This is a genomic window from Shewanella amazonensis SB2B, from assembly GCF_000015245.1.
In the GTDB taxonomy this organism is placed as follows: domain Bacteria; phylum Pseudomonadota; class Gammaproteobacteria; order Enterobacterales; family Shewanellaceae; genus Shewanella; species Shewanella amazonensis.
The window spans coordinates 1,508,453-1,533,576 of record NC_008700.1 but is presented as its reverse complement, the minus strand read 5'-3'; the positions used below and the strand labels follow the sequence as shown (position 1 = coordinate 1,533,576).

Here is a 25,124-nt window from a genome sequence, read left to right as displayed (position 1 = left end):
CGAGAGCCCCATGCTGCCAGACAAAGTCAAAACCCAGATCCGCGCAATCTATAAAGATATTGCCGCCGCGTTGCCAAACTTCCGATCCCGACGCGAGCAAAACTATATGGTGGCTGAGATCTCCAAGACGCTGGCAGGGGAATATGACAAGCACAGGCGCATCATAGTTGTCGAAGCTGGCACAGGGATTGGTAAGTCTTTGTCCTACATTTTAGGCACCATTCCGCTGGCTTTGACTCAAAAAAAGAAAGTCTGTATCGCCACTGCAACCGTGGCCCTGCAGGAGCAGCTGCTGCACAAGGATTTACCTTTCTTTTTGGCGCAGTCCGGGCTCAACTTTCGATTTGGGCTGGTAAAAGGCAGGCAAAGATATGTGTGCCTGGCCAAACTCGAGATGCTCATAGGCGACAATAACGGCACTCAAATGGCCATGTGGCAGACCAAGCCCGACACGGCGCAGGTAGAGATGCTGCAAAAGCTGCACAGCGATTTCCACAAGGGCCTCTGGAACGGCGAAATAGACACGCTGGAGACGCCTATCCCCGATCACCTTTGGCAACAAATTGCCTGCGACAAGCATTCCTGTCACAGGCAAAATGCCAGTCACCGCCAATGCCCGTTCCACAAGGCACGGGAAGATGTGGATACCTGGGATGTGCTTATAGCCAACCACAGCCTGCTCTTCGCCGATCTCGAGCTAGGCGGCGGTATTATACTGCCCGATCCTGAAGAAATGTTTTACGTGATTGACGAAGCCCATCACCTGCCAGTGGTCGCACGGGATTTTTCCAGCGCGCAGGCGACATTGAGAGGGGCCGCTGACTGGCTTGAAAAAATTGGCAAGACCGCCGCCAAATTGCAAAACCAAATCAAGAGCAACAACATCATAGCGCCGTCACAGGCCATGCAAGACCATGTCGCTGACATCGCCGGTATGCTCAACCAGGTTGCCCATTATTGCGACGGCGAAAAGGCCCGTTTCGACAACCCGGAAAACCGCCTGCGCTTTACCCATGGCGCACTGCCGGAGGTGCTTAAACGTCACGCGGAAAACCTGGCCACGGCCACCAGCGGTGCCTTGAAGCAGTTCAATAAGATGCAACTTCTGCTGGGTGAAGCCATCAAGGATGGCGACATCCCACGCCATCAGGCCGATACGCTGCAAACCGAAACCGGCTTTATGCTGCAGCGGCTCGAGAACCTGCACAAACTCTGGAAAATGATGGCCAAAGAGGACAGTAAAAAAGGCGCACCCACGGCGCGCTGGATTGAACTCTTGCCGGCCAATAAACAAGTGGACTACCTGCTGTGCGCCTCCCCTATCGAAGTCGGCTTTATGCTGGAATCCATGCTGTGGGAAAAGGCGGCTGGGGTGGTGCTGTGCAGCGCAACCTTGCGGGCACTGAATCAATTTGACTATTTCGCCCATCAGGTAGGCTTGTCGCTGCACGATGGCAGTCGCTATCTCGCGTTGCAATCGCCTTTCGACTTTGAAAACAACGCCACCCTGTATTTGCCCAAAATGCGCACCGAACCGACCGACGACAATTACACCGATGAACTGGCCGAGCACATTTTAAAGCTTACTGAACATGAAATGGCCAGTCTGGTGTTATTCGCTTCTTACTGGCAGATGGAAAAGGTTGCCGACATCATCGGCCCAAAACTGAAAATCCCCTTGCTTATCCAGGGCAACTCGCCACGTCAGCTTTTGCTGGACAGCCATAAAAAGCGTTGTGATGAAGGTAAGCCATCCTTGCTCTTTGGCACCGGCAGTTTTTCAGAGGGTCTTGACTTACCCGGTGAGTACCTCACCAACCTGATAGTCACCAAACTGCCCTTTGCGGTGCCCACATCACCGGTAGAGCAGGCCCATGCGGAGTACATAAAAGAGAAAGGTGGCAATCCTTTTTTGCAACTGACCATTCCCGATGCCTCACGCAAGCTCATTCAAAGCTGCGGTCGTTTGCTGCGAAAAGAGCAGGACTATGGCAGGATCACCATATTGGACAGACGCCTTGTCAGTAAAAGATATGGCAAGTCTCTGCTGGACGCCCTGCCCCCTTATCGCAGGGTTATTGAATAGGAACCCTCTGTGGAATTACTGCAAGACCCCACCAGCCTGCTGTTGTTGGCGCTGGTCGGTCTGATTGCCGGATTTATTGACGCAGTTGTGGGCGGTGGCGGCCTCCTGTCGATTCCGGCATTGCTGTCATTCGGACTACCGCCCCATCAGGCGCTGGGTACCAATAAATTGTCGGCCTGTTTTGGCTCGGCTACCGCGGCTTGGACCTACTACCGGCAGCAACTATTGACCCCGACCTTTTGGCGTCACAGTGCCGCAGCCACCTTTATTGGCGCCCTGCTGGGGACAATCGCCGTTTACCTTACCGATGCCGGGATTTTGCAAAAGCTGCTGCCGCTCATCATCATGGCTATCGCCCTTTACACCCTGATCAAACCCGCCGCCATTGAGCACCCAAAAGCACAGGAGCCACAGGCGCCGGCCAGCACCAAACACCAATGGATGCAGGGCGTGCCTCTGGGATTTTACGATGGCTACGCCGGCCCCGGAATTGGTGCCTTTTGGACCTTGAGTTCGAGCCGCCTTTACCGTTTACCGGTATTGCAAAATTGTGCCTTGGCAAGGGCCATGACCCTGATTAGCAACATCACCGCCTTATCAGTGTTTATGATCTTTGGCCAGGTTGACATTGCAGTGGGTTTGTTTCTGGGCGCATCCATGATGGCAGGGGCCTACCTCGGTGCCCGCAGCGCCATTCATTTTGGGCTTCCCTTTATTCGGCCAGTGTTTATTCTGATTGTGTTTGCCGCATCCACCCAACTCGCCTGGAGAGCCTGGTTTTGAAATATGACGGATTACTGTCACGCCTGCGAAGCCAGCTGAAAACCCTGGAACAGGAAGTACTTCAGCACGATGCATCGCTGCCCGCCCATAGCCGTAAATTGATGCAGGACACTGAAAGGTTTAACGATGAGCTGTTTATCCAGCATGGTGCCCAGCTTTATCCCTGCATAGGCCAGATTGAAAAAGACATCAAACAGCTGGAGCAGAGACTCAAGCTCAATTTAAACGCGTCCACCATCATCGCCGCCTGTGAGCGTATCAACGACAGATTCAGCGCCGTTAAACGGGCGCTGGCCACCACCGGGATAGGCGTGAAGGCCGCGGCTCAGGCAAAAGACAGTGCCAGAAAGCGTATACTGGCCAGTCAGGAGCGGCGCCACGACAATAGCGGCTTTGCCTGGATTGCGGCCGGCGTCATGCAAAATAGCCATCAACTCTATGAAGAGTTAAATAAACATTTGAACTGGGCCAGAAAAATCGAGTCAAAGATCGAGCAAATGGAAACAATACTTGAAAATTGTCACGGTACTGACAAAATCAAAACGCAAAATGAGATCCTTTTGATGCACCGCAGGCTCGGAAAGTGTCGTCAGGCAATCAGTTACATTGAAGATCGTATCCAGGCATTCGAGCGGCCGTATCACAGTCACAATCGTTAAGGAGCAACAATGAAATCAGTTTTGCCTGTCGGCGCTCTGCTTGCGCTGGCCGCTTCATCCTCGGTGTTTGCCGGCAGTCTCACCATTCCTATGTCTTTTGAGTATCTGGCACTGGACGGCCAGGAAATTGCTACCAACAGTTTTTCCCACAAAGCCGAGCTTGACCTGTCTCCGGGCACCCACAAGATTGCCATCCGTTACCACGACATGGTGGACGATGAGTTCAGTGACAGCCAAACCTTTGTTAAATCAGCCCCTTTTATTCTGACGCTCAGGGTTGATGGTGATTATGATTACTTCCTCAAACCCGCCAGTGGTGAGGTTGTCAAACAGCCCAAGCAGTTTGCTAAAGCGCCTCAGGTCGTGGTTAACCGTGCCGACAAGGGCGAGGTCAGCTACAAAATAGTCCAGACAGACTACAAAGAAGACAGCTTCGTCGGTCGTCTCTTTGGTGGTTCCAAAGGCGTGGATATTGACGAAGCCGCCGCTGCCGCCACCGCCGCCACAGTTGCTGTAGCCAGCGCAGCGCCCTCAGCACCGGCAAGTCAAGCAACTGCCCCCGTAGTCGCTGATACTGCCGTACCGGCAGCAGCCAGCCCGGTTTCGCCCGCCGTTGGTGGCGCCCATGCGCAGCAAATGCTGCAATACTGGTGGCTGCAAGCCGACGAGAAAACCCGCAAAGAGTTTATGAGCTGGGCAATCAAACAGCTCTGACATGATCCCTCTGGTCTATCACACCAGCTATTCCAAGCTGGTGTTGCCCCCAAAGCATCAGTTCCCCATCACCAAGTACGCCCATCTCCGGCAGCATTTGCTGGAGTATGGGCATGCTTTGGAAGCGCAATTTGTCTCACCTGACCCGGTAGACGCGACCTTTATTAAAGGCGTTCACGACTCAGATTACGTAGATGCCTTTCTCAATGGCACTCTGTCACCGCAAGCCATTCGCAGGTTGGGATTTCCCTTGAGCCACGCTCTGGTCGAACGCACCCTGCATTCTTTGGGCGGGTCACTGCTCACGGCCAAGCTTGCCATGAGTCGGGGTATTGCGCTGCATCTTGCAGGTGGCTACCACCATGCTCACCGGGATTTTGGCAGCGGATATTGTGTGTTTAACGATCTGGTATTGGCGGCAAGGCACCTGATCGACGAGGGCCATGCAAGCCGTGTGATGATCCTTGACTGTGACGTACATCAGGGTGATGGCACCGCCACCCTGTGCGCAGACATGGACGATATCATCAGTGTATCTGTGCACTGCGATAGTAATTTTCCCAGTCGCAAGCCCGCGTCCGACTATGATGTTCCGCTGCCAAAAGGGTTGGAGGACGACGACTATCTCGATGCATTGGAGCAAGTATTCCAATACCTTCTGCATCTGGAAAAGCCGGATGTCATTCTCTATGATGCTGGAGTCGATGTTCATCATGATGACAGGCTGGGGCACCTTAATATCAGTACCCAAGGTCTGCTTCGCAGAGACAAATTGGTTATCACCATGGCGAGGAACGCCGGGTTGCCATTGGCTGCTGTGATTGGCGGCGGATACTCTGCAAATCCACTACACTTGAGCGAAAGACACAGCCAATTATTTATTGCCGCCAATCAGGTATGGCAAGGGGATAATGAATAACGCGGAGCATCTTATGCAACTCGAAATCCGAAACTACTATGAAGTGCTGCTCATGGAAATTTTGTCTGACGAAGGCTTGATGGATGAGCTTCCTGAAGATTATCTGGCCGACCTGTCCTGTATTACCCTCAATCAGCTTCCCGTGCGTTACATCCGCCATCTGGTAGACACGTATTTTTTTGAGGACTATCAGGAGCTGAAGCAAATGCGCAACGAAATACAAACGGCACTGGAAAAGTCCCGCGCATTTTTGAAGAAACGAAATCTGGAGCGGCTTCGCGAACGCGAAAATGACTAGATTGGTGACGTCCCCAGAGCCACACCCCGGCACACGAGTCGCCTGCTACGGTTGCTTCCTTCCGGACCTGGCCGAGTTCACAGGTTATCATTGCGGGGGGACCCTGGGTCCGCCATAGATTTCCATCTGCGATGGAACGGCGCCGATTATCCCCCAATGCCAAGCGGCAAATCAAGTTAAAACCGGAAATTAGCGCTTTTACCCTGCACAACAGCACAATAGATAAACAAAAGGCCTGCAATGCAGGCCTTTTGTCAGTTAGAGACTCAAGATATCCCTGTTGTCGTCCAGCACCTTCTGACCAACGCCAGCCACCTTGGTGAGGTCTTCCACACTGGCAAAGCGGCCATATTGGTTACGGTACTCAACTATCGCCTTGGCTTTTGCCTGCCCAATGCCTTTGAGCAACTGCAGTTCGCTTTCGGTCGCGGTGTTGATGTTGATTTTACTGGTCTGAGGCATCTGCACCTCAGCGTTAGGGGCTGTGTCTGTTTTGGGGGCTTCGGCGGCCAGCAGCGGAAAATGCGTGAAGGCGGCGCCAAGCAAAAGGGTAACAAGTAGCTTGTTCATAGGTTCACTCCATTGAGATGTTTAACGTGGCCGGGGCTCCCTTTCCTTGCCACTCCAATAACTCTAGTTACCCTTTGTAAAAGCGCAAATCTCCGGTTAGATTTTTGCCAAAGCCTGAGATAAATCCGCAATCAAATCATCCACATCTTCCAGTCCTACCGAAATTCTCAGCAAGGTATCTGTAATCCCCGCCTCAAGCCGCGCTTCGGGGGTGTATGGTGAGTGCGTCATGGATGCCGGGTGTTGAATAAGGGACTCGGCATCCCCCAGGCTTACAGCGATGGTGAACACCTTGAGACTGTCGACAAAATTGATGGAACCTTCGATATCCGACTTAAGTTCAAAGGCAATAACGCCCCCGGCGCGGCGCATCTGCGTTCCCAGGAACCTGTGTCCCTGATGGCTCTTAAGCGCCGGATAGTAGACTCGCCCTACCCTGGGGTGAGCCTCAAGGAAATCCGCGATTTTTTCCGCATTATCACAGTGGCGCTGCACACGCACATCTAGGGTTTTCATGCCCCTCAGTATCAACCAGGCATCATGGGGCGACATCACAGCGCCTATATCCTTGATGATTTGATATTTCACTTTATCAATCTGTTCCTTGCTGCCTGCCACCATGCCGGCAATCACATCGCCATGACCATTGAGGTACTTGGTGGCGCTGTGAATGACCATATCAATGCCGTGGTCCAGCGGGCGCTGCAGCAGCGGAGTCATAAAGGTGTTATCGACAATGGTAAGCAAACCGTGTCTCTTGCCGATGGCAGCAATGGCATCGAGGTCGAATACATCCAGATGGGGATTCACCGGGGTTTCACAGAAAATCGCCCGGGTATTGTCACGGATAGCGGCTTCGATGGCGGCAGGCTCTTTAAAATCCACCAGAGTTACTTCAATCCCAAAACGGGCCATCAGATCAGTCATCAGGGCAAAGGTACAGCCATACACGGCCCGGCTCGCCACCAGATGATCGCCCTGGCTCAGATTGGCAAGCAGCGCCGCTGACACAGCGCCCATACCGGACGCCGTAGCTGCTGCTTCCTCGGCCCCTTCTAGAATGGCCAGCTTGCGCTCAAGCTCAGCTGTCGTGGGATTACCCAGTCGGGTGTAGATATAGCCAGCCTCATCACCGGCAAAACGGGCACCACCCTGACGGGCGTTGTCGAATACAAAGGTCGCACTCTGATAGAGGGGACTCACCAGCGCCCCCATGGCATCACGCTCGTGGCCACCATGAACGACGAGGGTGGCTAACTTGCTTTTCTCCTGCATAACTGCTCTCCCAAAAGCACCACCTTAAGAAATTATAGGTTGTGGCGGTGGTGTGGGCACTAACATGACTGCCCCGGGCGCAAACGCCAAGGGCCGCAGCAGAATTAAGCGTCAGCCATTTGTAAAATCTTTGTTACGACGCAGACGGCTATCCACCTGGCCATTTAGAGCGCTACTAAACAAAGACTTAAGTTCAACAAGCAGTTGCTGATGGATACGTGAAAGCTTGGGTTTCTGCTCCGTTTTGAAGGTCAACGGCCGGCAAAGCGCCATGGCCTGGTAGCCAAGCCGGGCAGTGAGCAGCCCGCCTCCAAGGCCCTGGGCAAGGCGGGCAGACAGCTTACCTGTCATCTCCACCGACAGCAGTTGACTGCCAAGGTCGGTCACAAGCTCTGTGGTGCCGGCATAGAAGATATTGACCAAAATGGCGCGGATAAGCCGGATGCGACTCCAGTAGCCAAGTTCGACACCATAACAGTCCGCCACATCCCGGATCATTTTCTGGTTCCGCCACAGAATGATCCCCATATCGAGCACCGCCAACGGGCTTGCCGCCAGCAACGCTGCCGACTCCATCGCATAGCGACTGACTTTGCGTTTGGCGGCTTCATCCTGCGCTGTGAGTACACACTCCTCGTACAGGGTCAGCTTTTCCGCATCATTATGCTCATCACGCACCAACGTCTTGAATTTACTGAGTGCATCAGCTGGCGCCTTGCTGCTGAGGCTATTGATAAAGGCATCGGCCTCGCCGATTTGTACGCTCTCACGAATTCTGGCGCCCTGCTCTCTGGCATCATCGGTGGCTTTAAGACGTTTAAGCAGAAGGTACTCGCGCCAGGCCGCCCCAAGCCCCCAGGTCAGCACCAGCCCAAGCACCACGCCATAAAGCCCAAACAACCAAGGGCTTTGGCGATAAGCGTCCATTAAGCCCAGAGCGGTTTCAGTGACTACAAGCACACCCAGGCCTGTGAGTGCCCACTTCGCCAGGGGCGACCAGCGGCGGCCTTTCAGTCCCTGCAAAGTGATGTGGGCATCGAGGGGGGACAGTGCCTGTTCAAGCTCAGTTTCATCAAGGCTGCGCACCTCGGTCTCAACGGCAAAACGCTGAGTGCCTGCGAGGGCATCGTCGGTTGGCCGCTCAGATTCAAAGCGGCGTGCGGGCGCCAGCGGCGTCTCGTCTTTCATGATTTCAGTCATCTCCTGCTACTCACTGGTTCCCACTCAGGCAAGCTTATCGCCAAGCAGGTATTCCAGCAGATGATCGAGGCGGATATGGGACATGGGGCTTTCGCCATTTCTGGCTATGGGCGCAAACTGCACAAATTCAAAGCCCTGCTTTTGCCAGAAATCCGGCATGGGTAAGCTTTGCGGCACTTCGCCGGGAAACAGGGTAATGGGTTTGCCGGTGGCAAGCTCGGTTCCTGTGACCACTTCGACCTCGCCTTTTTCGGTATTGACCATCCCCGGACGGGTGGCACGAATGGCGCTGATGGCCATGGCCTCCACCTGACAGCCTTCGAAGCGAGCGAAGTGCTCACTTCGCCCCAGCATGTGTTTAAGCAGCCCCAGCACCCTGCCCTGCTGATCCCGGGTCACGTGGTCAATTTTACTGGCGGCAAACAGCAGTTTGTCGATTCGGGGTGAAAACAACCTGCGGATCAGGCTGGACTGACCAAACCTGAAACTTTCAAGAATGCCATCCAGCGCTAGGCTCATGTCTTCAAACTGGGCTCGGCCACGATTGAGGGCACTGAAGCAGTCCACCAGCACCAATTGCCGGTCAAAACGGGCAAAGTGACGTTTAAAGAAGGGCTCGACTACGGCATCCACGTATTCACGGTAACGGCGACAAAGCTGGCTGTAAGCGCTGTCCTTACCGGCTTCTGCGGCACGCTTATGTGCCGCCTCATCCAGCGGCAACGGGAAAAACGCCAGCAGGGGCGCGCCTTCTAGCTCTCCAGGCAGCAACATGCGTCCGGGCTGGGCGAAATAATAACCCTGACGATGCACAGACTCTTCAAGGTAGGCGCGATACAGGCCTGCGATACGTTCAAACTCTTCATCGCTTAATGGCTCATCCAGGCGAACCCGGCTTGCCGCCTCAATAAAAGCCTTCAAAGACTCGGATGGTGCGCGCTTGTTGATGGCAGCAAACACGCTTTGACTCCAGCTGGCGTAGTCCTGACGCAGCATGGGTAAATCCAGCAGCCACTCCCCCGGGTAGTCCACCAAATCCAGATACAGGGTGGACACATCAGAGAGTTTTGATAACAGGCCGCCTTTGGGGCGATAGCGGATTTCGAGCCTGATCTCAGACAGGTTGCGGGTAGATGCAGGCCAGGCTGGCGGCGTCTGTGATAAGGCCGCCAGCGCTCCTTGCAGGTCAAAACTGGCAATGTTTAAATCAGGCTGACTGGCGCGGCGAACACCAACCAGTCTTTCATCGCGGCTCACCTGCCACAGCGGCAGATTTTTATCGTTTGCAGCGGTGGCACTCAGAAGCTGATGGACAAGGCCTGTGATAAAGGCGGTTTTCCCTGCTCCCGAGAGGCCGGTTACCGCCAGTCTTAAATGCCGGTCTGTGCTCCTCGCCAGCAGATCGCGTGCCTTTTGTGTGAGTTTATCCACCGGGCTGCTCGCCATAGAATCTCCTGTGTCATTCCCTTAACAGCGTCTTTGCTTTATTCGTTGCCAACAAAGACAAAGGGCGACCGAGTCGCCCGTAGTTAACTTAAAGGTTATTGATTTGCCGCTTTAAGTCGTAGTTGTCTGATGTCACGTAGCGCTCGAGTGACCGGAGCCTTGACTCCAGGGAGCGGAAGCGACTGTTCACATCGGCCAGTGCCTGTTTGGCGGGTTCTCCGGCCTGCCAGACCTTGCGTTTGACCTCAATTTCGCTGATGTCATCGTGGACCTTTGTCGATGCCGGCTTCACATCCAAAATCATCCACAGGGCCACGTAAAGAATGAAGATGATACCTGAGCCGCCAAGGAGGAAGATGGACACGGCCACCACTCGCACCAACCAGGTCTCGAAGCCGAAGTAATCGGCGACTCCGGCGCAGACCCCGGCAATTTTGCCTTGCTGGGGAATGCGATAGAGGGTCCTGCCATCACGCGTGCTCATGCTTGTTCCTCCACTCAGGAGACTCGGCGTCCAGAATGGCTTCCAGAGTCTCGATACGCTGATCCATCTTGTCAGCCAGGGCGATGAGTTCGTGAAGCTGTTTGAACTCTTCGTCGGTAAGTCCCTGGCTCACCTGCCGCTTGCTGCGGTAATGCAGAACCAGCCATATGGGTGCCACTATCACCATGAAAATAATAATGGGCGCCATCAATACATCCATATCCATAACTCACCTCCCCCGAATAATTCGTTACTTGCCAGCTTTTTCTTTGGTCTTGCCCTTCATTTTCGCCTTCAGGGCTTCCAGCTCGGCATTCACTGAATCTTCGGCCTGCAGAGCGGCAAACTCGTCGTTCAGACTGGATTTGTTGGCCAGATCGTATGACTCCACCTGAGCTTCCAGGCTCTCGACACGTTGTTCATACTGCTCGAACTTCAGCATGGCATTGTCTATTTTACTGGAATCCAGCTGCTTTTTTACCTCAAGACGGCTGGAAGCAGTCTGCTTGCGCATGATGATGGTCTTCTGGCGTGCCTTGGCATCGGCCAGTTTTTCCTGAAGCTGAGTTACTTCTTCTTTCAGGCGCAGGATATGATCTTCGACCACTTCGAGCTCGCGCTGCAGAGTATCGGCCAGGGTAGAGGCTTTTTGCTTTTCTACCAGGGCAGCACGGGCCAGATCTTCACGCTCTTTGGAGATGGCCAGCTCGGCTTTCTCTTCCCAATCCTGAACCTGAGCATCAACTCGGGCGATGCGGCGAAGGATGTCTTTCTTTTCGGCCAGCACCTTGGCTGAGGTAGAGCGCACTTCCACCAGGGTGTCTTCCATTTCCTGAATGATAAGGCGAACCATTTTTTCCGGATCTTCTGCCTTGTCCAGCAAGGCACTGATGTTGGAGTTAATGATGTCCGCGAAACGAGAGAAAATACCCATAATTCAATCCTCACATATAGTTGGTTGTCGCTATGAGTAATACACAGAGCGTGCCAACTTTGGTTTTTATATATTTTTCAACAACAAAGCTGAAATTTTAAGATTCTCTTTATTTTATAAGTGCAGACACCTATTATGAATTTCACCACTTGTTAGCGAATAAGACCAACAAAAAGTGCCCAACGCATTTAAACAGGATAACCTCATAGGACAGTCCAATGCACTACTGGAAGTGCTTGAACATGTCTCACGAATCGCCCCCCTCTCCAAGCCTGTGCTGATTATTGGGGAACGAGGTACCGGCAAGGAACTGATCGCCGAGCGTCTGCACTATCTATCCCAGCGCTGGGATCAGAGCTTTCTTAAACTAAATTGTTCATCTTTGAGCGAAAATCTACTCGAAAGTGAACTCTTTGGCCATGAATCCGGTGCCTTTACCGGCGCCAAGGGGCGTCACGAAGGCCGCTTCGAGCGTGCCGATGGCGGCACCCTGTTTTTGGATGAGCTGGCCAACACCTCAGGGCTTATCCAGGAAAAGCTGCTCAGAGTTATCGAATATGGCGAGTATGAACGGGTCGGCGGCAGTAAAACGCTGCAAGCCGATGTCCGACTGATCTGCGCCGCCAACGAAGACTTACCCTCACTGGCTGAAGCGGGCGAGTTTCGCGCCGACCTGCTCGACAGACTCGCCTTTGACGTCATCACCCTTCCGCCCCTGAGAAGCCGTAAAGAAGATATCATGCCGCTGGCTGAATATTTCGGTGTTGGCATGGCGCGGCAACTGAAACTCGAATACTTTCCGGGGTTTGCCCCACACGCCATTGAGCAGCTGCTGAGCCATCAGTGGCCCGGTAACATCCGGGAGCTCAAGAACGTCATAGAACGCTCTGTGTATCGCAGCGGTGCCGATGGCGAGCCCATTGAACACATAGTGCTTGACCCCTTCGATTCCCCATGGCGGCCAAAAGGCCGGATTAAAACCCGTGAGCGCCAGGTTCAGCCAGCGCTGGCGCCGGAGCCAAAGTCTGAGCCCACATTCGCAACAACTGCTGCAGTCAGTGAATGTGCGCCAACACCAAGCTTTCCGCTGGATTTGAAAGAACACCTGGAGGCCGTAGAAAAAGACCTCATCCAACAGGCGCTGGCAGCAAGTCAGTTCAATCAAAAAAAATCGGCGGACATGTTGGGGCTCAGCTATCACCAGCTGCGCGGGATCCTGAAGAAATACAATTTACTGGATAAGGCATAAGTGGATTGCCGGGGGCGGCGAGCGGCTGTTAGAATCAACCATTACCGCTTACATCAATAACGATTCTTTAATGAATGCGCTGACAACCCGGCTTTATCGGTTTGCACTGCTGCCCCTTCTCGGTGGTTGGCTCGCGGCCTGTGGCCATCAGCAATTGCCACCTGGGGTGGTTTACTGCTCCGAAGGTAACCCTGAATCATTCAATCCCCAGACAGTGACATCCGGCACCACCATAGATGCCACATCCCAGCAGATATACAGCCGCTTGGTGGATTACGACGCCGAAGAAGGCAAGATAGTACCTGCACTGGCCGAACGTTGGAGCATCAGCGATGACGGCTTGGAGTATCGTTTCGTATTGCGCCAGGGCGTACAGTTTCATCATTCTGCCAAGTTCACCCCCAGTCGCCCAATGAATGCCGACGATGTACTGTTTTCATTCCAGCGCATTCTCGATGATGAACATCCCTTTCACTGGGTTTCCCGCAGCGGCTATCCGTTTTTCCAAAGCATCGATTTCGCCAATCAGGTTGCCTCGGTAACCAAGGCTGGCGATAACGAGGTGGTGTTTAAACTCAATCACACTGATGCGTCGTTTTTATCGAATCTTGCCACGGACTTTGCCGTTATCCTGTCAGCCGAATACGCAGCCCAGCAACTGAGGGCCGGCACCCCCGAACAGCTCGACATCCAGGCAATAGGCACTGGACCGTTCCGGTTGGTGGAGTATGTGAAGAACGAATATATTCGCTACCGTCGCCACGAAGACTATTGGGGGAAGGCACCTGAAATAGACATGCTGGTGTACGACATCACCTCCAAGAGCACTGTGCGCTTATCAAAGCTCATCACGGGTGACTGCAGCGTGTCCGCCCTGCCCAAAGCCGGTGAGCTTGATTTGATTGAGGCGCATCCTGAGCTTACGTTGGAGTCCAAGCCTGGCCTCAATGTGGCCTTTTGGGCATTCAATACTCAAAAAGCGCCATTCAATGATGTGCGGGTACGCAAAGCCCTGTCACTGGCCATAGATAAGCGCAACATTCTTGCGGCCGTATACCAGGATACCGCTGTCGAGGCGCAAAGCCTGCTGCCGCCCTCCTCCTGGGCGTATGCCAGGGATTATGAACTCGACATTGACTATTCGCCTTCCAGAGCCATGACCCTGCTGGCCGATGCCGGCATTCGGAACCTCAGCATTGACATCTGGGCCATGCCGGTAGCCAGGGCATACAACCCCAATGCCCTGAAAACAGCAGAACTTATTCAGGCCGATTTGGCCAACATCGGGGTAAAGGCCAATATCATCAGCTATGACTGGTCGGTGTTTACCCAGAAATTGAATCAGAGCGATTATGACTCTGTGCTTATCGGCTGGAATGCCGACAACAGCGACCCTGACAACTTTTTCAGCCCACTATTGAGCTGCGCCTCCATGGCATCGGGAAGTAACCGTTCACGTTGGTGTAACCCCGCATTTGACCAGCTGCTGTCCAAAGCCCGTTCGACCACCGACAGATTGGAGCGCACCGCCCTCTATCAAGAGGCTCAGGCCACAGTTGCCAAGGAATTGCCCCTGTTTGCCTTCGCACACGCCAAGCGCTCGCTGGTGCACCGCAACAATATTCAGCATATGCCGGTAACGCCCTTTGGCGGTATTGCCTTCGCCGACATCCAGCCTGCAACGGAGGAGAAGAACTGATGGGTATTTACCTTATCCGCAGACTGAACCTCTTTATCGCGACCTCCATATTGATGGTGAGCATTCTGTTTCTGGCAACCAGCCAGTTTCCAACGGACAGGGTGTATGCCCTGACAGGCATCGACAATCCCTCCGGCGAACAGGCGCTGCAGATTATCGAAGATTATCAGTTGGATAAATCGGAGTTCCGCCAATATATCGCCTATGTTCAGCAGCGGCTTACCGGCAACCTGGGCATTTCCACCACCTCTCAACAAAGTGTGGCAAAAGAGCTGGCCACTGTGCTGCCGACATCTTTTGAGCTGGCGTGTTTTTCAGGCTTGCTGGCGCTGCTCCTTGGGATCCCACTCGGGGTTTTGGCCTCCCTTAACCAACATAAATTGACTCAACATGCCATCATGGCCATTACCCTCACCGGCTACTCCGTGCCTGTGTTCTGGCTTGGCTTATCCTTGTCGCTGTGGTTTGGCGTGCGTCTGGGATGGCTACCCATCTCAGGCCAGATTAACCTGCTTTACGAAATCAAACCCGTCACTGGCTTTATGCTGATAGACACCCTGCTGTCAGATTCAAGCTACCGTATTTCAGCATTCAAGGATGCGCTGGCGCACATTGTCTTGCCGGCAGTCACTCTGGCGGTATTGCCCTTTACCGTGGTGGTGCGTATTACCCGCGCTGCCATGGTCAACGTGATGAATCAAACCTATATCCGTGCCGCCGAGGCACGTGGGCTGCACACGGGCATGATCATCCTGAAACATGCGCTCCCCAATGCCCTCATCCCGGTGCTGAAACACCTAGGCCTGATGCTCGGAGCATTCGCCAGTTATGCCATTGTGGTGGAAGTTATTTTCTCCTGGCCCGGAGTGGGCTCCTGGCTGGTGTCAGGTATCTATCAGCGTGATTACACCGTCATTCAGGGCGGAATTCTGGCGGTTGCCCTGCTCATTATTTTCCTGAGCATCCTGATTGAAGTGATACACACAGCCTCCAACCCGCTGAGCAGGAAAGAACTTTATGCCTCAAATTAAGATTTATCAGGAAGACGACATTCCGTCTCCCATGAGGCGGCTATGGCAGGCGTTTGCATCCAACCCCTTCGCCCTGGCGGGGCTTTGGGTCATCATCGGGCTGCTGTTTTTCACCCTGTTTGGCCCCTGGCTGGCGCCCTTCAGTCCGGAAGCACAAAACCCCAAAGCCTTGCTATTGCCACCCTCCTGGGATCCCGCAGGTACGGTGGAACACTTTTTGGGTACCGATGACCTGGGGCGGGATATATTCAGCCGCATCCTTCATGGTGTGCAGCTGACATTCGGCATGTCGTTGGCCGTGGTGATTACCGCGCTGCTGCTTGGCTTTGTCATAGGTGCCATTTCGGGCATGATGAAAGGGCTTAAATCCAGTATTCTCGGTCACCTGCTGGACGCGCTCTTGTCCATTCCATCACTTTTAATGGCCATCCTGGTCGTCGCTGTACTGGGGCCGGGGCTTGGCAACGTATTTTGGGCTGTGGGTATTGCCCTCACCCCACAATTTGTGCGCGCCATTCATCAGGCCATCCATGAAGAACTGCAAAAAGAATATGTCACTGCTGCTCGCCTCGATGGCGCCAACAGTGCCCAGATTTTCTGGTACGTGATCATGCCGAACGTCTGGGAAGTGGTCATTATTCAAACCACGCTCGCCATTTCCACCGCGATTCTGGATATAGCCGCTTTGGGCTTTCTTAATCTGGGAGCTCAGGCGCCCAGCCCCGAGTGGGGTGCCATGGTATTTCAGGGCTTGGATAACCTGCTTACCGCCCCCTGGACCATGACCATTCCCGGGCTCGCGATACTCTTTACCGTGCTTGCCGTTAATTTGGTGGGCGATGGATTACGCTCGGCCCTTGCGCCGATAAAGAACTGATTATGCCGCTACTGGATATTCGCAATCTCACCATCGAACTCGACACCCCACACGGGCGGGTCAAGGCACTGGAAAAAGTCAGCCTGATGCTCCATGCCGGAGAAATTCATGGCTTGGTGGGCGAGTCGGGCTCGGGTCGCAGTCTGCTTGCCCGGGCCGTTCTGGGGATCCCGGGTCCCAACTGGACCATTACTGCCGATCGCATGATGTGGGATGGCCGAAACCTCATGGAAATGAGCGATGTCGAACGCCGCAATCTTATGGGCAAAGACATGGCGATGATATTTCAGGACCCTTCCGGTAGCCTCGACCCGGTGATCACCATAGGTGCCCAGCTGATTGAAGCCATGCCCGCCGACAAGAATGTGCCCTTCTGGCGACGTGGTCGTGAGCGGCGTCTGACGGCACAAAAATGGCTGCATAAGGTGGGTATCAAGGATCCCAAACGGGTGATGGCCTCCTATCCCTGGGAAACCTCAGAAGGCGAATGCCAAAAGGTGATGATTGCCATGGCGCTGGCCAATCAGCCCAGATTGCTGATTGCCGATGAACCGACCAACTCAATGGAACCCAGCACCCAAGCCCAGATTTTCCGCCTCCTGGCACAGCTCAATCAGCTGCAGGGGGTAACCATTATGATGATCAGCCATGAGCTTGAGACCCTGGCGGACTGGTGCAATAACCTCACAGTGCTTTACTGCGGTCAGGTGATGGAATCCGGTCCCATTGATGAGCTTATCCGTGAGCCGCTGCACCCCTATACCAAGGCGCTGATGGATCACCTTCCCGATTACCGTGGCAACCTGCCTCACAAGAGCCTGATGCCGGTATTGCCCGGGTCGGCGCCGGCCTTACAGCATTTACCCATAGGTTGCCGCCTGGGTCCACGCTGCCCGGAAGCCAGACGCGAGTGTGTCCATCAGCCTCAGCTGCAACATCAAAAAGACAGATATTATGCCTGTCACTTCCCTTATCGCACGGAGACGAATAATGACGACACCGCTGCTTAAGGTCACCAGTCTGTCAAAACGCTACTTCACCGGCTATCACAGGTTTAAGCGCCAGTATAACGAGGCCTTGGCGCCCATTTCGTTTGAACTCGGCCGTGGTGAGACACTGGCCATTGTAGGTGAGGCTGGCTCAGGCAAGAGTACCCTTGCACGAATATTGGTGGGCGCGGAGCAGCGCTCCAGCGGTGATATCCAGTTTGAAGGCGAATCGCTGGAGAGTCGCAACTTAAAACAGCGTTGCCGCCTTATCCGGATGATATTTCAGGACCCCAACACCTCGCTCAACCCGCGCCTGTCTATTGGTGAGCTGCTCGAAGAGCCGCTGAGGTTCAATACCGGCATGTCGGCACATGAGCGCAGTGTTCAGGTCACCGAAACCCTGCGCAAAGTTGGACTCTTGCCTGAGCATGCCGATTTTTATCCGCACATGATTTCTGAAGGCCAAAAGCAGCGGGTGGCCGTGGCACGGGCGCTGATGCTAAGCCCAAAGGTGATTATTGCCGACGAGGCATTGACCGCACTGGACCTCTCCGTTCGCTCACAGATTCTCAATCTGCTGTTACACCTGCAAAAGGAAATGGGCCTGTCTTACATCTTCGTGTCCCATAACCTTAACCTGGTACGCCATGTGAGCGATAAAATCATGGTACTGCACAAGGGCCAGTTGATTGAAAAGGGGCCGGTGCAAAAGGTTTTTGAAAGCCCTGAGCATGAGTACACCGCCAGGCTGATTGCCGAGCAAACCCGGCAGGTGAGAAAGCGCTGAACTCATCCAACCACCGGGGTGAATTGTAAAAAAGGAGCTGCCTTCGGCCGCTCAAGTCATTATTCTATTGCCAGTGTTGACTGAAGAAGCATAAACATGATTATCAAACCAAAAATTCGTGGATTTATTTGTACCACCACTCATCCGGTAGGCTGTGAAGCCAATGTGCTGGAACAGATTAATCTGACCAAGGCCCGAGGCCCCATCGTCAATGGTCCCAAGCGCGTGCTGGTTGTTGGCTCCTCCAGTGGCTACGGTCTGTCTTCCCGCATCGCGGCAGCTTTTGGCAGCGGTGCAGCCACCATAGGCGTGTTCTTTGAAAAGCCAGGTACCGAGTCCAAACCCGGTACTGCAGGCTGGTACAACTCCGCCGCCTTTGACAAGTTTGCCAAAGCCGAAGGCCTGTACAGCAAGAGCATCAACGGCGATGCCTTCAGCCATGAAGCCAAAGCCAAGGCGATTGAGCTGATTAAAGCCGATCTGGGTCAAATCGACATGGTGGTGTACTCGCTGGCATCGCCCGTGCGTAAACTCCCTGACAGTGGTGAGCTGGTGCGCTCATCACTGAAGCCAATCGGCCAGCCATACAGCTCTACCGCAGTGGACACCAACAAAGACACCATTATCGAAGCCAGTGTTGAACCCGCCACCGAGCAGGAAATTGCCGACACTGTAACCGTAATGGGTGGTCAGGATTGGGAACTGTGGCTCAACGCTCTGGATGAAGCCGGTGTTCTGGCCGAAGGCTGCAAGACAGTAGCTTACTCCTACATTGGTACTGAGCTGACCTGGCCTATCTACTGGCATGGCGCACTGGGTAAGGCCAAAATGGACCTCGACCGCGCCGCCCACGCCCTGAACGACAAGCTGGCAGCCAAAGGCGGCAGCGCCAACGTGGCTGTTCTCAAGAGCGTGGTCACTCAGGCTTCTTCTGCCATTCCCGTGATGCCACTGTACATCGCCATGGTATTCAAGAAGATGCGCGCCGAAGGTCTGCATGAAGGCTGTATGGAACAAATCCTGCGTATGTTCTCTGAGCGCCTGTACAAAGCCGATGGCAGCGCGCCTGAAGTAGACGAAGACAACCGTCTGCGTTTGGATGACTGGGAGCTGCGTGATGACATTCAACAGCATTGCCGCGATCTTTGGCCTCAGATCACCACCGAAAACCTGCCTGAGCTGACCGACTACTTCGAGTACAAGGCCGAGTTCATCAAGCTGTTTGGCTTTGGTATTGAAGGCATCGACTACGATGCAGACGTCAATCCTGAAGTTAACTTTGATGTGATTGAGCTGTAAGCACAAACGCATTGAAAAACGCCGCTCTGCGGCGTTTTTTTATGGCAGAAAATCAGCATAATAGACACAATCAGCTAAAAATTAAGGACACAAAGTGGACTGGCAACAACTTCTTGGAGACGAAAAACGCTCTGCGTACTTCCAGGACACCCTTAAGTACATCAATGAGCGCATACGCGCCGGAGTGACCGTCTATCCGGCCAAGGCCGATATCTTCAATGCGTTTCGATTTACTCCTCTGGAGCAGGTTAAGGTGGTGATATTGGGGCAAGATCCTTACCACGGCCCCAATCAGGCACACGGTCTGTGCTTTTCAGTAAAATCCCCCTGTCCACCCCCTCCCTCTCTGCAGAACATCTTTATCGAGCTCACCAATTCAATCCCGGGCTTTATTGCCCCTTCCCATGGGGACTTAACTCCTTGGGCAACTCAAGGCGTGTTGCTACTCAATACTATATTGACAGTGGAGCGCGGACAGGCACATTCCCACGCCCACCTGGGCTGGGAGCGGTTTACCGATGCAGTAATACGTGGCATCAGTACCCATTGTCACGGGGTGATATTTTTGCTTTGGGGCAGCCATGCCGGCAAAAAAGCGGGCTTGATTGACGGCAGCAGACACAGAGTACTGCAAGCGCCGCACCCGTCACCGTTCTCTGCACACAAAGGCTTTTTTGGTTGCAATCACTTTGCCATTGCCAATGACATGCTGAGACATCAGGGCAAATCTCCCATAGAGTGGCAACTCTGAAACGGCTTATCCAACCCTCATAAAGCCTGCTAAACCTAGCCCTGATGACGAAACATCTTGGAACTCGCAAACAAAAATGCCAGCCCGAGGGCTGGCATTTTAATGCTGGAACTTATCGTTATTCGGCAGCGTAACTGATTTCGGCTTTCGCCTTCAGCGAGTCGATAACACCGCGATAGGCAAGCTCTGTATACTGATTGCTCAGACGCTGAGCGAGGGCCTGCACCAGAGCGTCTTCAACGCCCTCAGCTGGATTAACCTTATCCAATACTACCAGCGCATAACCGGAAGCCATGCTGATGGTATCAGCGCCGCCTACGGCCAATTGGAAGCCCTTATTCACGATGGAGGGATCCAACTCACGGTCGAAACGGGCAACCTTGGCTTTGGCCGTCAGCTCCAGTGCTTCACCGGCCTTGAACTTGGCCAGCAGTTCCTGCGCCTGCAGTTTGGCTGCATCGTTGGCCTTGTCTTGGGTCAAGCGGGCAACAATGCCGGCTTTCACTTCATCGAATGGCAAAGTACCGGCTTGCTTGTGCTCTTTAACGCGCACCACGGCAACCTGGTTGTCGCCAAGGTCAACCACGTCGCTGTTCATGCCGCTCAGCAATACCTGCTCAGAGAAGGCTGCTTTGATGAGTGCTGGGTTGCTGATTTCAGCCGGAGGCATTTCTCGGGCGAAAAGACCTGTGGATTTTACTTCAAGCCCGGTGGCTTTGGCCGCTTCGGTCAGGCTATCTGGGACTTCGTAACTGGTATCGGCCAGTTTTTGCTGCAGACTGTAGAACTTATCCAGCGCATCTTTTTCTTTGATCTGAGCGAAAATACGATCCTTCACTTCGTCAAAGCTGGCCTGGGCACCGCCCTGAACATCAAGCAGCTTGATAATGTGGAAACCATAGTCGGTTTTCACCACAGCAGAATACTGATCTTTTTCGAGACCAAACAAGGCTTCGTCAAACGCAGGATCCATTACACCCTGCTCAAACCAGTCCAGCTGACCACCCAGCTCACCGCTGAAAGTGTCTTCAGAGTCGGTTTTGGCAAGCTCGGCAAAGTCTGCACCGGCCTGAAGCTTGGCATAAATCGCATCGGCTTTGGTTTTTGCGGCGGCTTCGTCGTCGCCCAGATTCACCAGGATATGGGCAGCCAAACGTTTTTCAGGCGTCTTGTACTGGCTCATGTGCTCGTCGTAGTAGGCTTTGGCCTGCTCGTCGGTCACACTCACCTCATCGGCAAGGGACTTGGCAGAAAGCGTCAGGTATTCGAGGCTTACCTGCTCAGGTTTAATAAACTGATCAGGATTGGCATCGTAGAAGCTCTTGGCTTCATCGTCAGCCACTGTGATACCCGCTTCGAAGGGCTGAGACTCAACCACCAGATAGCGCAGGTCACGTGTCTGGCCTTGCAGCTCAGCAACCGCCTTGCTCTCAGACGGCAGCACAAACTCACTGCCAATCAGGGCGTTCACCAGCTGACGACGGGTCATGTCGACACGCATCATGTCACGGAAGCTGTTGGTTTGGTATCCGAGCTGACGCAGGATAGCCAGGTAACGTTCGTTATCAAACTTGCCTTCTGTTTGGAATGCGGGCTCTTCCATAATTGCTTGCTTGATTTGCTCATCGGAGATGCGCAGACCCATTTCACTGGCAGTTTGATCCAGCAATTTGTCAGCAATCATACGCTCGAGCACACCCTGTCTGATGGAGCGCAGGTAGTTGTCGTCGGCGGCCAGGGTCTGGAACATCTCACCCAGTTGCTGCTCCATACGTGCCTTTTCATTTTGGAAGGCTTGCTCCAGTGCTGAGACGGGAATTTCTTCTCCATTCACTGTGGCAGCCGCAGGTTCGGTGGATGAGCCGAGATAACTGCTCACACCGGTAAAGGCAAAAGAAAGTATGACCAGCACCAGAATGCTCTTGGCAATGGTACCCTGGGCACCTTCACGGATCTTTTCTAACATCAGACGTCCCGCTTGTTACTCTTGTGATTGAAATAAAAAAGCGCATCTTTTTGAGGATGCGCCTTTATGTAACTTTTCAGGAATGACCTTGAATGCTTCGTCACTCCGGTGCCGTGCTTGGTTGCTCAGCACCTTCAATTCGTAAAAAGCACTGCAGTGGCAGTGCTTGAAGAACGAAAGCCTACAAAGGCGAGTCAGTATTAGTTGACTGCGTCTTTCAGAGCTTTACCAGCTTTGAATGCTGGGATCTTGGCAGCAGGGATTTTGATCTCTTTGCCAGACTGTGGGTTACGGCCGGTACGCTCAGCACGCTCACGAACTTCAAAAGTACCAAAACCAACCAGGGAAATTTTACCGCCGTCCTTCAGACCTTCAGTCACAGCAGCGATGAAAGAGTCCAGTGCGCGACCGGCAGCAGCCTTGGAAATATCGGCACCAGAAGCAATTTTCTCGATCAGTTCAGATTTATTCATGTCATCCCCTTGAATGTAGTTTTTTGCGCCGCAACCAAATCCTTCTCTAGAGCGGTCTGCGGAGGCTTTTATAACAAGCTTGAAACCAAAGTTCAAGCGTCAACGAAAAAGCAAAGAATTAAAGTTGGATACAGCTCAAAGCCAGCCCTGCCAAGGGTTTGGGAGGTACTGGCTCTCCACGAACCTAGGCTACCACAGGTCAAGGGTTTGTTAAGCCCCTTTTTTCACTTTTTTTAAGCCTGTAGCGCACTTTTTTGCCTTATCCGGCGTTTTTGACCACTTCGAAGCCTTCAACCGGGCGCTCCAGCGCCAATTTCAGCACTTCGTCCACCCAACGAACCGGGTGAATTTGCAGATCTGCCACCACGTTAGCGGGGATTTCTTCAAGGTCACGTTCGTTTTCCTTGGGGATAAGCACATGCTTGATGCCACCACGGTGAGCCGCCAGCAGTTTCTCCTTGAGACCACCGATGGGCAGCACTTCACCGCGCAAAGTAATCTCACCTGTCATGGCCACGTCAGCGCGAACAGGATTACCCGTTAAGGTTGAAACCAGTGCGGTACACATGGCGGCACCGGCTGATGGACCATCCTTTGGCGTCGCACCTTCAGGCACGTGCACATGGATATCGCGCTTTTCATAGAAGTCAGGGTTGATACCCAGCTGCTCGGCGCGCGCCCGAACCACTGTCATCGCGGCCTGAATCGACTCCTGCATCACATCACCCAGAGAGCCCGTGTATGTCAGCTTGCCCTTACCCGCCACGGAAGTGGCTTCAATGGTCAGGAGATCGCCGCCAACCTGAGTCCAGGCAAGACCTGTTACCTGACCTACCTGATTGTTGGACTCAGCCTTACCATAGTCATGACGCTGGACACCCAGGAATGATTTAAGGTTTTCACCTGTCACATCCACGTGTTTCACCGCTTTATCCAGCAGTATTTGCTTCACGACTTTACGGCAAATCTTCGACAGCTCACGCTCAAGGGCACGGACGCCTGCCTCACGGGTGTAGTAACGGATAATGCCGAGAATTGCACCATCATCGACGCTGATTTCCTGTGGCTTAAGGCCGTTGCGCTCTACCTGCTTTGGCAGTAAGTGCTGCTTGGCGATGTTGAGCTTTTCGTCTTCGGTGTAACCCGACAGACGAATCACTTCCATACGGTCCAACAGCGGGCCTGGAATATCCATGGAGTTACTGGTGGCCACAAACATCACATCGGACAGGTCATAATCGACTTCCAGATAGTGATCGTTAAAGGTGGCGTTCTGCTCTGGGTCCAAAACTTCCAGCAGGGCTGAAGCCGGGTCGCCGCGCATGTCGGAACTCATCTTGTCGATTTCATCCAACAGGAACAGCGGGTTTTTCACCCCAACCTTGGCCATCTTCTGAATGATTTTGCCCGGCATAGAGCCGATGTAAGTACGGCGATGGCCGCGGATTTCCGCTTCATCGCGCACACCACCGAGCGCCACCCGCACATATTTACGGCCGGTTGCCTTGGCAATTGACTGACCGAGCGAGGTTTTACCCACACCTGGTGGGCCTACCAGACACAGGATTGGGCCTTTAAGCTGTTTCACCCGGGTCTGAACCGCCAAATACTCAAGGATACGCTCTTTGACTTTTTCCAGACCATAGTGGTCTGCATTAAGTACCTGCTCGGCCTTGGAGAGGTCACGCTTGATTTTGGAGCGCTCAAACCAAGGCACTGAAGTCATCCAATCAACATAGGAGCGCACCACAGTGGCCTCTGCTGACATGGGAGACATCATACGTAACTTGTTCAGCTCAGCCTGGGCCTTGTCTTTGGCGTCAGCCGGCATCTTGGCCTCTTCAATCTTACGATTGAGAGTCTCAAATTCATCATGGCCTTCATCAAGATCGCCAAGCTCCTTCTGAATGGCTTTCATTTGCTCATTCAGGTAGTACTCGCGTTGGCTCTTTTCCATTTGCTTTTTCACGCGGGAGCGGATGCGCTTCTCCACCTGCAACAAATCGATTTCGCCTTCCATCATGGCCATCAGGTACTCGAGGCGCTCACCCACATTCACCATTTCAAGCACAGACTGTTTGTCTTCGAGCTTGAGTGGCATATGGGCCGCCATGGTATCGGCAAGGCGAGCAGCCTCGTCGATGCCGGACATGGAGGTGAGCACTTCGGGTGGAATTTTTTTATTGAGCTTGATGTAGCCTTCAAACTGGGCGATGGCACTGCGCACCAACACCTCTTCTTCCTTGTCTTCCAACGGCGCCGAAGGCAGCTCTTCGATGCGGCCGATGAAGAAAGGCTCTTCCTGGGTGTAACGGGCAACGCGGGCACGGCGCCCCCCCTCAACCAGCACTTTAACTGTGCCGTCAGGCAGTTTGAGCAGCTGCAGAATGGAGGCGATGGTCCCCACCTCAAAAATGTCGTCAGCACCGGGCTCATCCAGATCGGCATCTCGCTGAGCGACAAGCATGATCTGCTTATCTTGGGCCATGGCCGTTTCCAGGCAGCGAATAGACTTTTCACGACCCACAAATAACGGAATGACCATATGGGGGTACACCACCACATCTCGCAGGGGTAATACCGGCAATTCGAAATGCGCTTCACGCTCTTGGGACATAATTCGATTCCGTATCAG

24 protein-coding genes and 1 other RNA gene are annotated in these 25,124 nt (G+C 53.5%); 14 read left to right on the top strand and 11 right to left on the bottom strand.

The features are described 5' to 3' along the window. Positions 1-10 precede the first annotated feature (10 nt). From dinG to SAMA_RS06520, 6 genes are read left to right on the top strand one after another with little or no spacing between them, the layout of a single operon-like run. Positions 11-2,086, top strand: coding sequence for an ATP-dependent DNA helicase DinG (gene dinG, locus SAMA_RS06545; protein ID WP_011759365.1), 2,076 nt, complete (start codon positions 11-13; stop codon positions 2,084-2,086). A 9-nt stretch (positions 2,087-2,095) separates the two neighbouring features. Further along, positions 2,096-2,869 (top strand): TSUP family transporter, encoded by a 774-nt coding sequence (locus SAMA_RS06540; protein WP_011759364.1) that lies wholly within the window; start codon positions 2,096-2,098, stop codon positions 2,867-2,869. Then, positions 2,866-3,528, top strand: coding sequence for a primosomal replication protein (locus SAMA_RS06535; RefSeq protein ID WP_011759363.1), 663 nt, complete (start codon positions 2,866-2,868; stop codon positions 3,526-3,528). Before SAMA_RS06540 ends, SAMA_RS06535 begins: the two co-directional genes overlap by 4 nt. A 9-nt stretch (positions 3,529-3,537) precedes the next feature. Beyond that, the gene (locus tag SAMA_RS06530) at positions 3,538-4,242 is read left to right on the top strand and encodes a DUF2057 domain-containing protein (RefSeq protein ID WP_011759362.1); all 705 of its coding nucleotides are present in this window, start codon (positions 3,538-3,540) and stop codon (positions 4,240-4,242) included. A gap of 1 nt (position 4,243) precedes the next feature. Further along, positions 4,244-5,161, top strand: coding sequence for a histone deacetylase family protein (locus tag SAMA_RS06525; RefSeq protein WP_011759361.1), 918 nt, complete (start codon positions 4,244-4,246; stop codon positions 5,159-5,161). Positions 5,162-5,174: 13 nt separating this feature from the next. Further along, entirely contained in the window at positions 5,175-5,459 is a 285-nt protein-coding gene (locus SAMA_RS06520; RefSeq protein ID WP_011759360.1) for a late competence development ComFB family protein, read from the top strand. A 10-nt stretch (positions 5,460-5,469) separates the two neighbouring features. On the opposite strand, the gene ffs is transcribed toward SAMA_RS06520, so the two are convergent. From ffs to pspA, 8 genes are all read right to left on the bottom strand, one after another. Continuing rightward, positions 5,470-5,566, bottom strand: an RNA gene (ffs, locus tag SAMA_RS19265) — signal recognition particle sRNA small type. Positions 5,567-5,717: 151 nt separating this feature from the next. Beyond that, positions 5,718-6,029 (bottom strand): ComEA family DNA-binding protein, encoded by a 312-nt coding sequence (locus SAMA_RS06515; RefSeq protein WP_011759359.1) that lies wholly within the window; start codon positions 6,027-6,029, stop codon positions 5,718-5,720. 96 nt (positions 6,030-6,125) lie between these two features. After that, a complete protein-coding gene (locus SAMA_RS06510; protein ID WP_011759358.1) occupies positions 6,126-7,304 on the bottom strand; it encodes a trans-sulfuration enzyme family protein in 1,179 nt (392 codons plus the stop codon). Positions 7,305-7,415: 111 nt separating this feature from the next. After that, positions 7,416-8,504 carry a TIGR01620 family protein gene (locus tag SAMA_RS06505; protein WP_011759357.1) on the bottom strand — a complete coding sequence of 363 codons (1,089 nt, stop codon included), beginning with the start codon at positions 8,502-8,504 and terminating at the stop codon, positions 7,416-7,418. Positions 8,505-8,528: 24 nt separating this feature from the next. Further along, entirely contained in the window at positions 8,529-9,950 is a 1,422-nt protein-coding gene (locus SAMA_RS06500; RefSeq protein WP_011759356.1) for a YcjX family GTP-binding protein, read from the bottom strand. Between the two features lie 88 nt (positions 9,951-10,038). Then, positions 10,039-10,434 carry an envelope stress response membrane protein PspC gene (pspC, locus tag SAMA_RS06495; RefSeq protein WP_011759355.1) on the bottom strand — a complete coding sequence of 132 codons (396 nt, stop codon included), beginning with the start codon at positions 10,432-10,434 and terminating at the stop codon, positions 10,039-10,041. Next, positions 10,421-10,660 carry an envelope stress response membrane protein PspB gene (gene pspB, locus SAMA_RS06490; RefSeq protein ID WP_011759354.1) on the bottom strand — a complete coding sequence of 80 codons (240 nt, stop codon included), beginning with the start codon at positions 10,658-10,660 and terminating at the stop codon, positions 10,421-10,423. The genes pspC and pspB overlap by 14 nt, the downstream gene beginning before the upstream one ends. A 24-nt stretch (positions 10,661-10,684) precedes the next feature. Continuing rightward, a complete protein-coding gene (gene pspA, locus SAMA_RS06485) occupies positions 10,685-11,368 on the bottom strand; it encodes a phage shock protein PspA (RefSeq protein WP_011759353.1) in 684 nt (227 codons plus the stop codon). A 175-nt stretch (positions 11,369-11,543) separates the two neighbouring features. On the opposite strand from pspA, the gene pspF reads away from it, so the two are divergent. The 8 genes from pspF to ung all read left to right on the top strand — a co-directional run bounded on the left by pspF (position 11,544) and on the right by ung (position 20,050). Further along, positions 11,544-12,617: a phage shock protein operon transcriptional activator gene (pspF, locus tag SAMA_RS06480; RefSeq protein WP_011759352.1), complete on the top strand. Its 1,074-nt coding sequence runs from the start codon at positions 11,544-11,546 to the stop codon at positions 12,615-12,617. Positions 12,618-12,687: 70 nt separating this feature from the next. Further along, positions 12,688-14,316, top strand: coding sequence for an ABC transporter substrate-binding protein (locus SAMA_RS06475; protein ID WP_011759351.1), 1,629 nt, complete (start codon positions 12,688-12,690; stop codon positions 14,314-14,316). Further along, the gene (locus tag SAMA_RS06470; RefSeq protein WP_011759350.1) at positions 14,316-15,347 is read left to right on the top strand and encodes an ABC transporter permease; all 1,032 of its coding nucleotides are present in this window, start codon (positions 14,316-14,318) and stop codon (positions 15,345-15,347) included. Before SAMA_RS06475 ends, SAMA_RS06470 begins: the two co-directional genes overlap by 1 nt. Further along, positions 15,334-16,224 carry an ABC transporter permease subunit gene (locus SAMA_RS06465; RefSeq protein ID WP_011759349.1) on the top strand — a complete coding sequence of 297 codons (891 nt, stop codon included), beginning with the start codon at positions 15,334-15,336 and terminating at the stop codon, positions 16,222-16,224. The genes SAMA_RS06470 and SAMA_RS06465 overlap by 14 nt, the downstream gene beginning before the upstream one ends. Positions 16,225-16,226: 2 nt before the next feature. Then, positions 16,227-17,234, top strand: a complete 1,008-nt coding sequence (locus tag SAMA_RS06460; RefSeq protein ID WP_011759348.1) for a peptide ABC transporter ATP-binding protein — start codon at positions 16,227-16,229, stop codon at positions 17,232-17,234. Further along, a complete protein-coding gene (locus SAMA_RS06455) occupies positions 17,215-18,000 on the top strand; it encodes a peptide ABC transporter ATP-binding protein (RefSeq protein ID WP_011759347.1) in 786 nt (261 codons plus the stop codon). The genes SAMA_RS06460 and SAMA_RS06455 overlap by 20 nt, the downstream gene beginning before the upstream one ends. Before the next feature lie 96 nt (positions 18,001-18,096). After that, the gene (fabV, locus tag SAMA_RS06450) at positions 18,097-19,299 is read left to right on the top strand and encodes an enoyl-ACP reductase FabV (protein ID WP_011759346.1); all 1,203 of its coding nucleotides are present in this window, start codon (positions 18,097-18,099) and stop codon (positions 19,297-19,299) included. Between the two features lie 94 nt (positions 19,300-19,393). Beyond that, positions 19,394-20,050: a uracil-DNA glycosylase gene (gene ung, locus SAMA_RS06445; protein ID WP_011759345.1), complete on the top strand. Its 657-nt coding sequence runs from the start codon at positions 19,394-19,396 to the stop codon at positions 20,048-20,050. Positions 20,051-20,168: 118 nt separating this feature from the next. Here the strand turns inward: ung and SAMA_RS06440 are convergent, their stop codons facing one another. The 3 genes from SAMA_RS06440 to lon form a co-directional block, all read right to left on the bottom strand. After that, positions 20,169-22,016, bottom strand: a complete 1,848-nt coding sequence (locus SAMA_RS06440) for a SurA N-terminal domain-containing protein (protein ID WP_011759344.1) — start codon at positions 22,014-22,016, stop codon at positions 20,169-20,171. A 200-nt stretch (positions 22,017-22,216) separates the two neighbouring features. Further along, positions 22,217-22,489, bottom strand: a complete 273-nt coding sequence (hupB, locus tag SAMA_RS06435) for a nucleoid-associated protein HU-beta (protein WP_011759343.1) — start codon at positions 22,487-22,489, stop codon at positions 22,217-22,219. Between the two features lie 259 nt (positions 22,490-22,748). Continuing rightward, the gene (gene lon, locus SAMA_RS06430; protein WP_011759342.1) at positions 22,749-25,106 is read right to left on the bottom strand and encodes an endopeptidase La; all 2,358 of its coding nucleotides are present in this window, start codon (positions 25,104-25,106) and stop codon (positions 22,749-22,751) included. Positions 25,107-25,124: the final 18 nt, after the last annotated feature.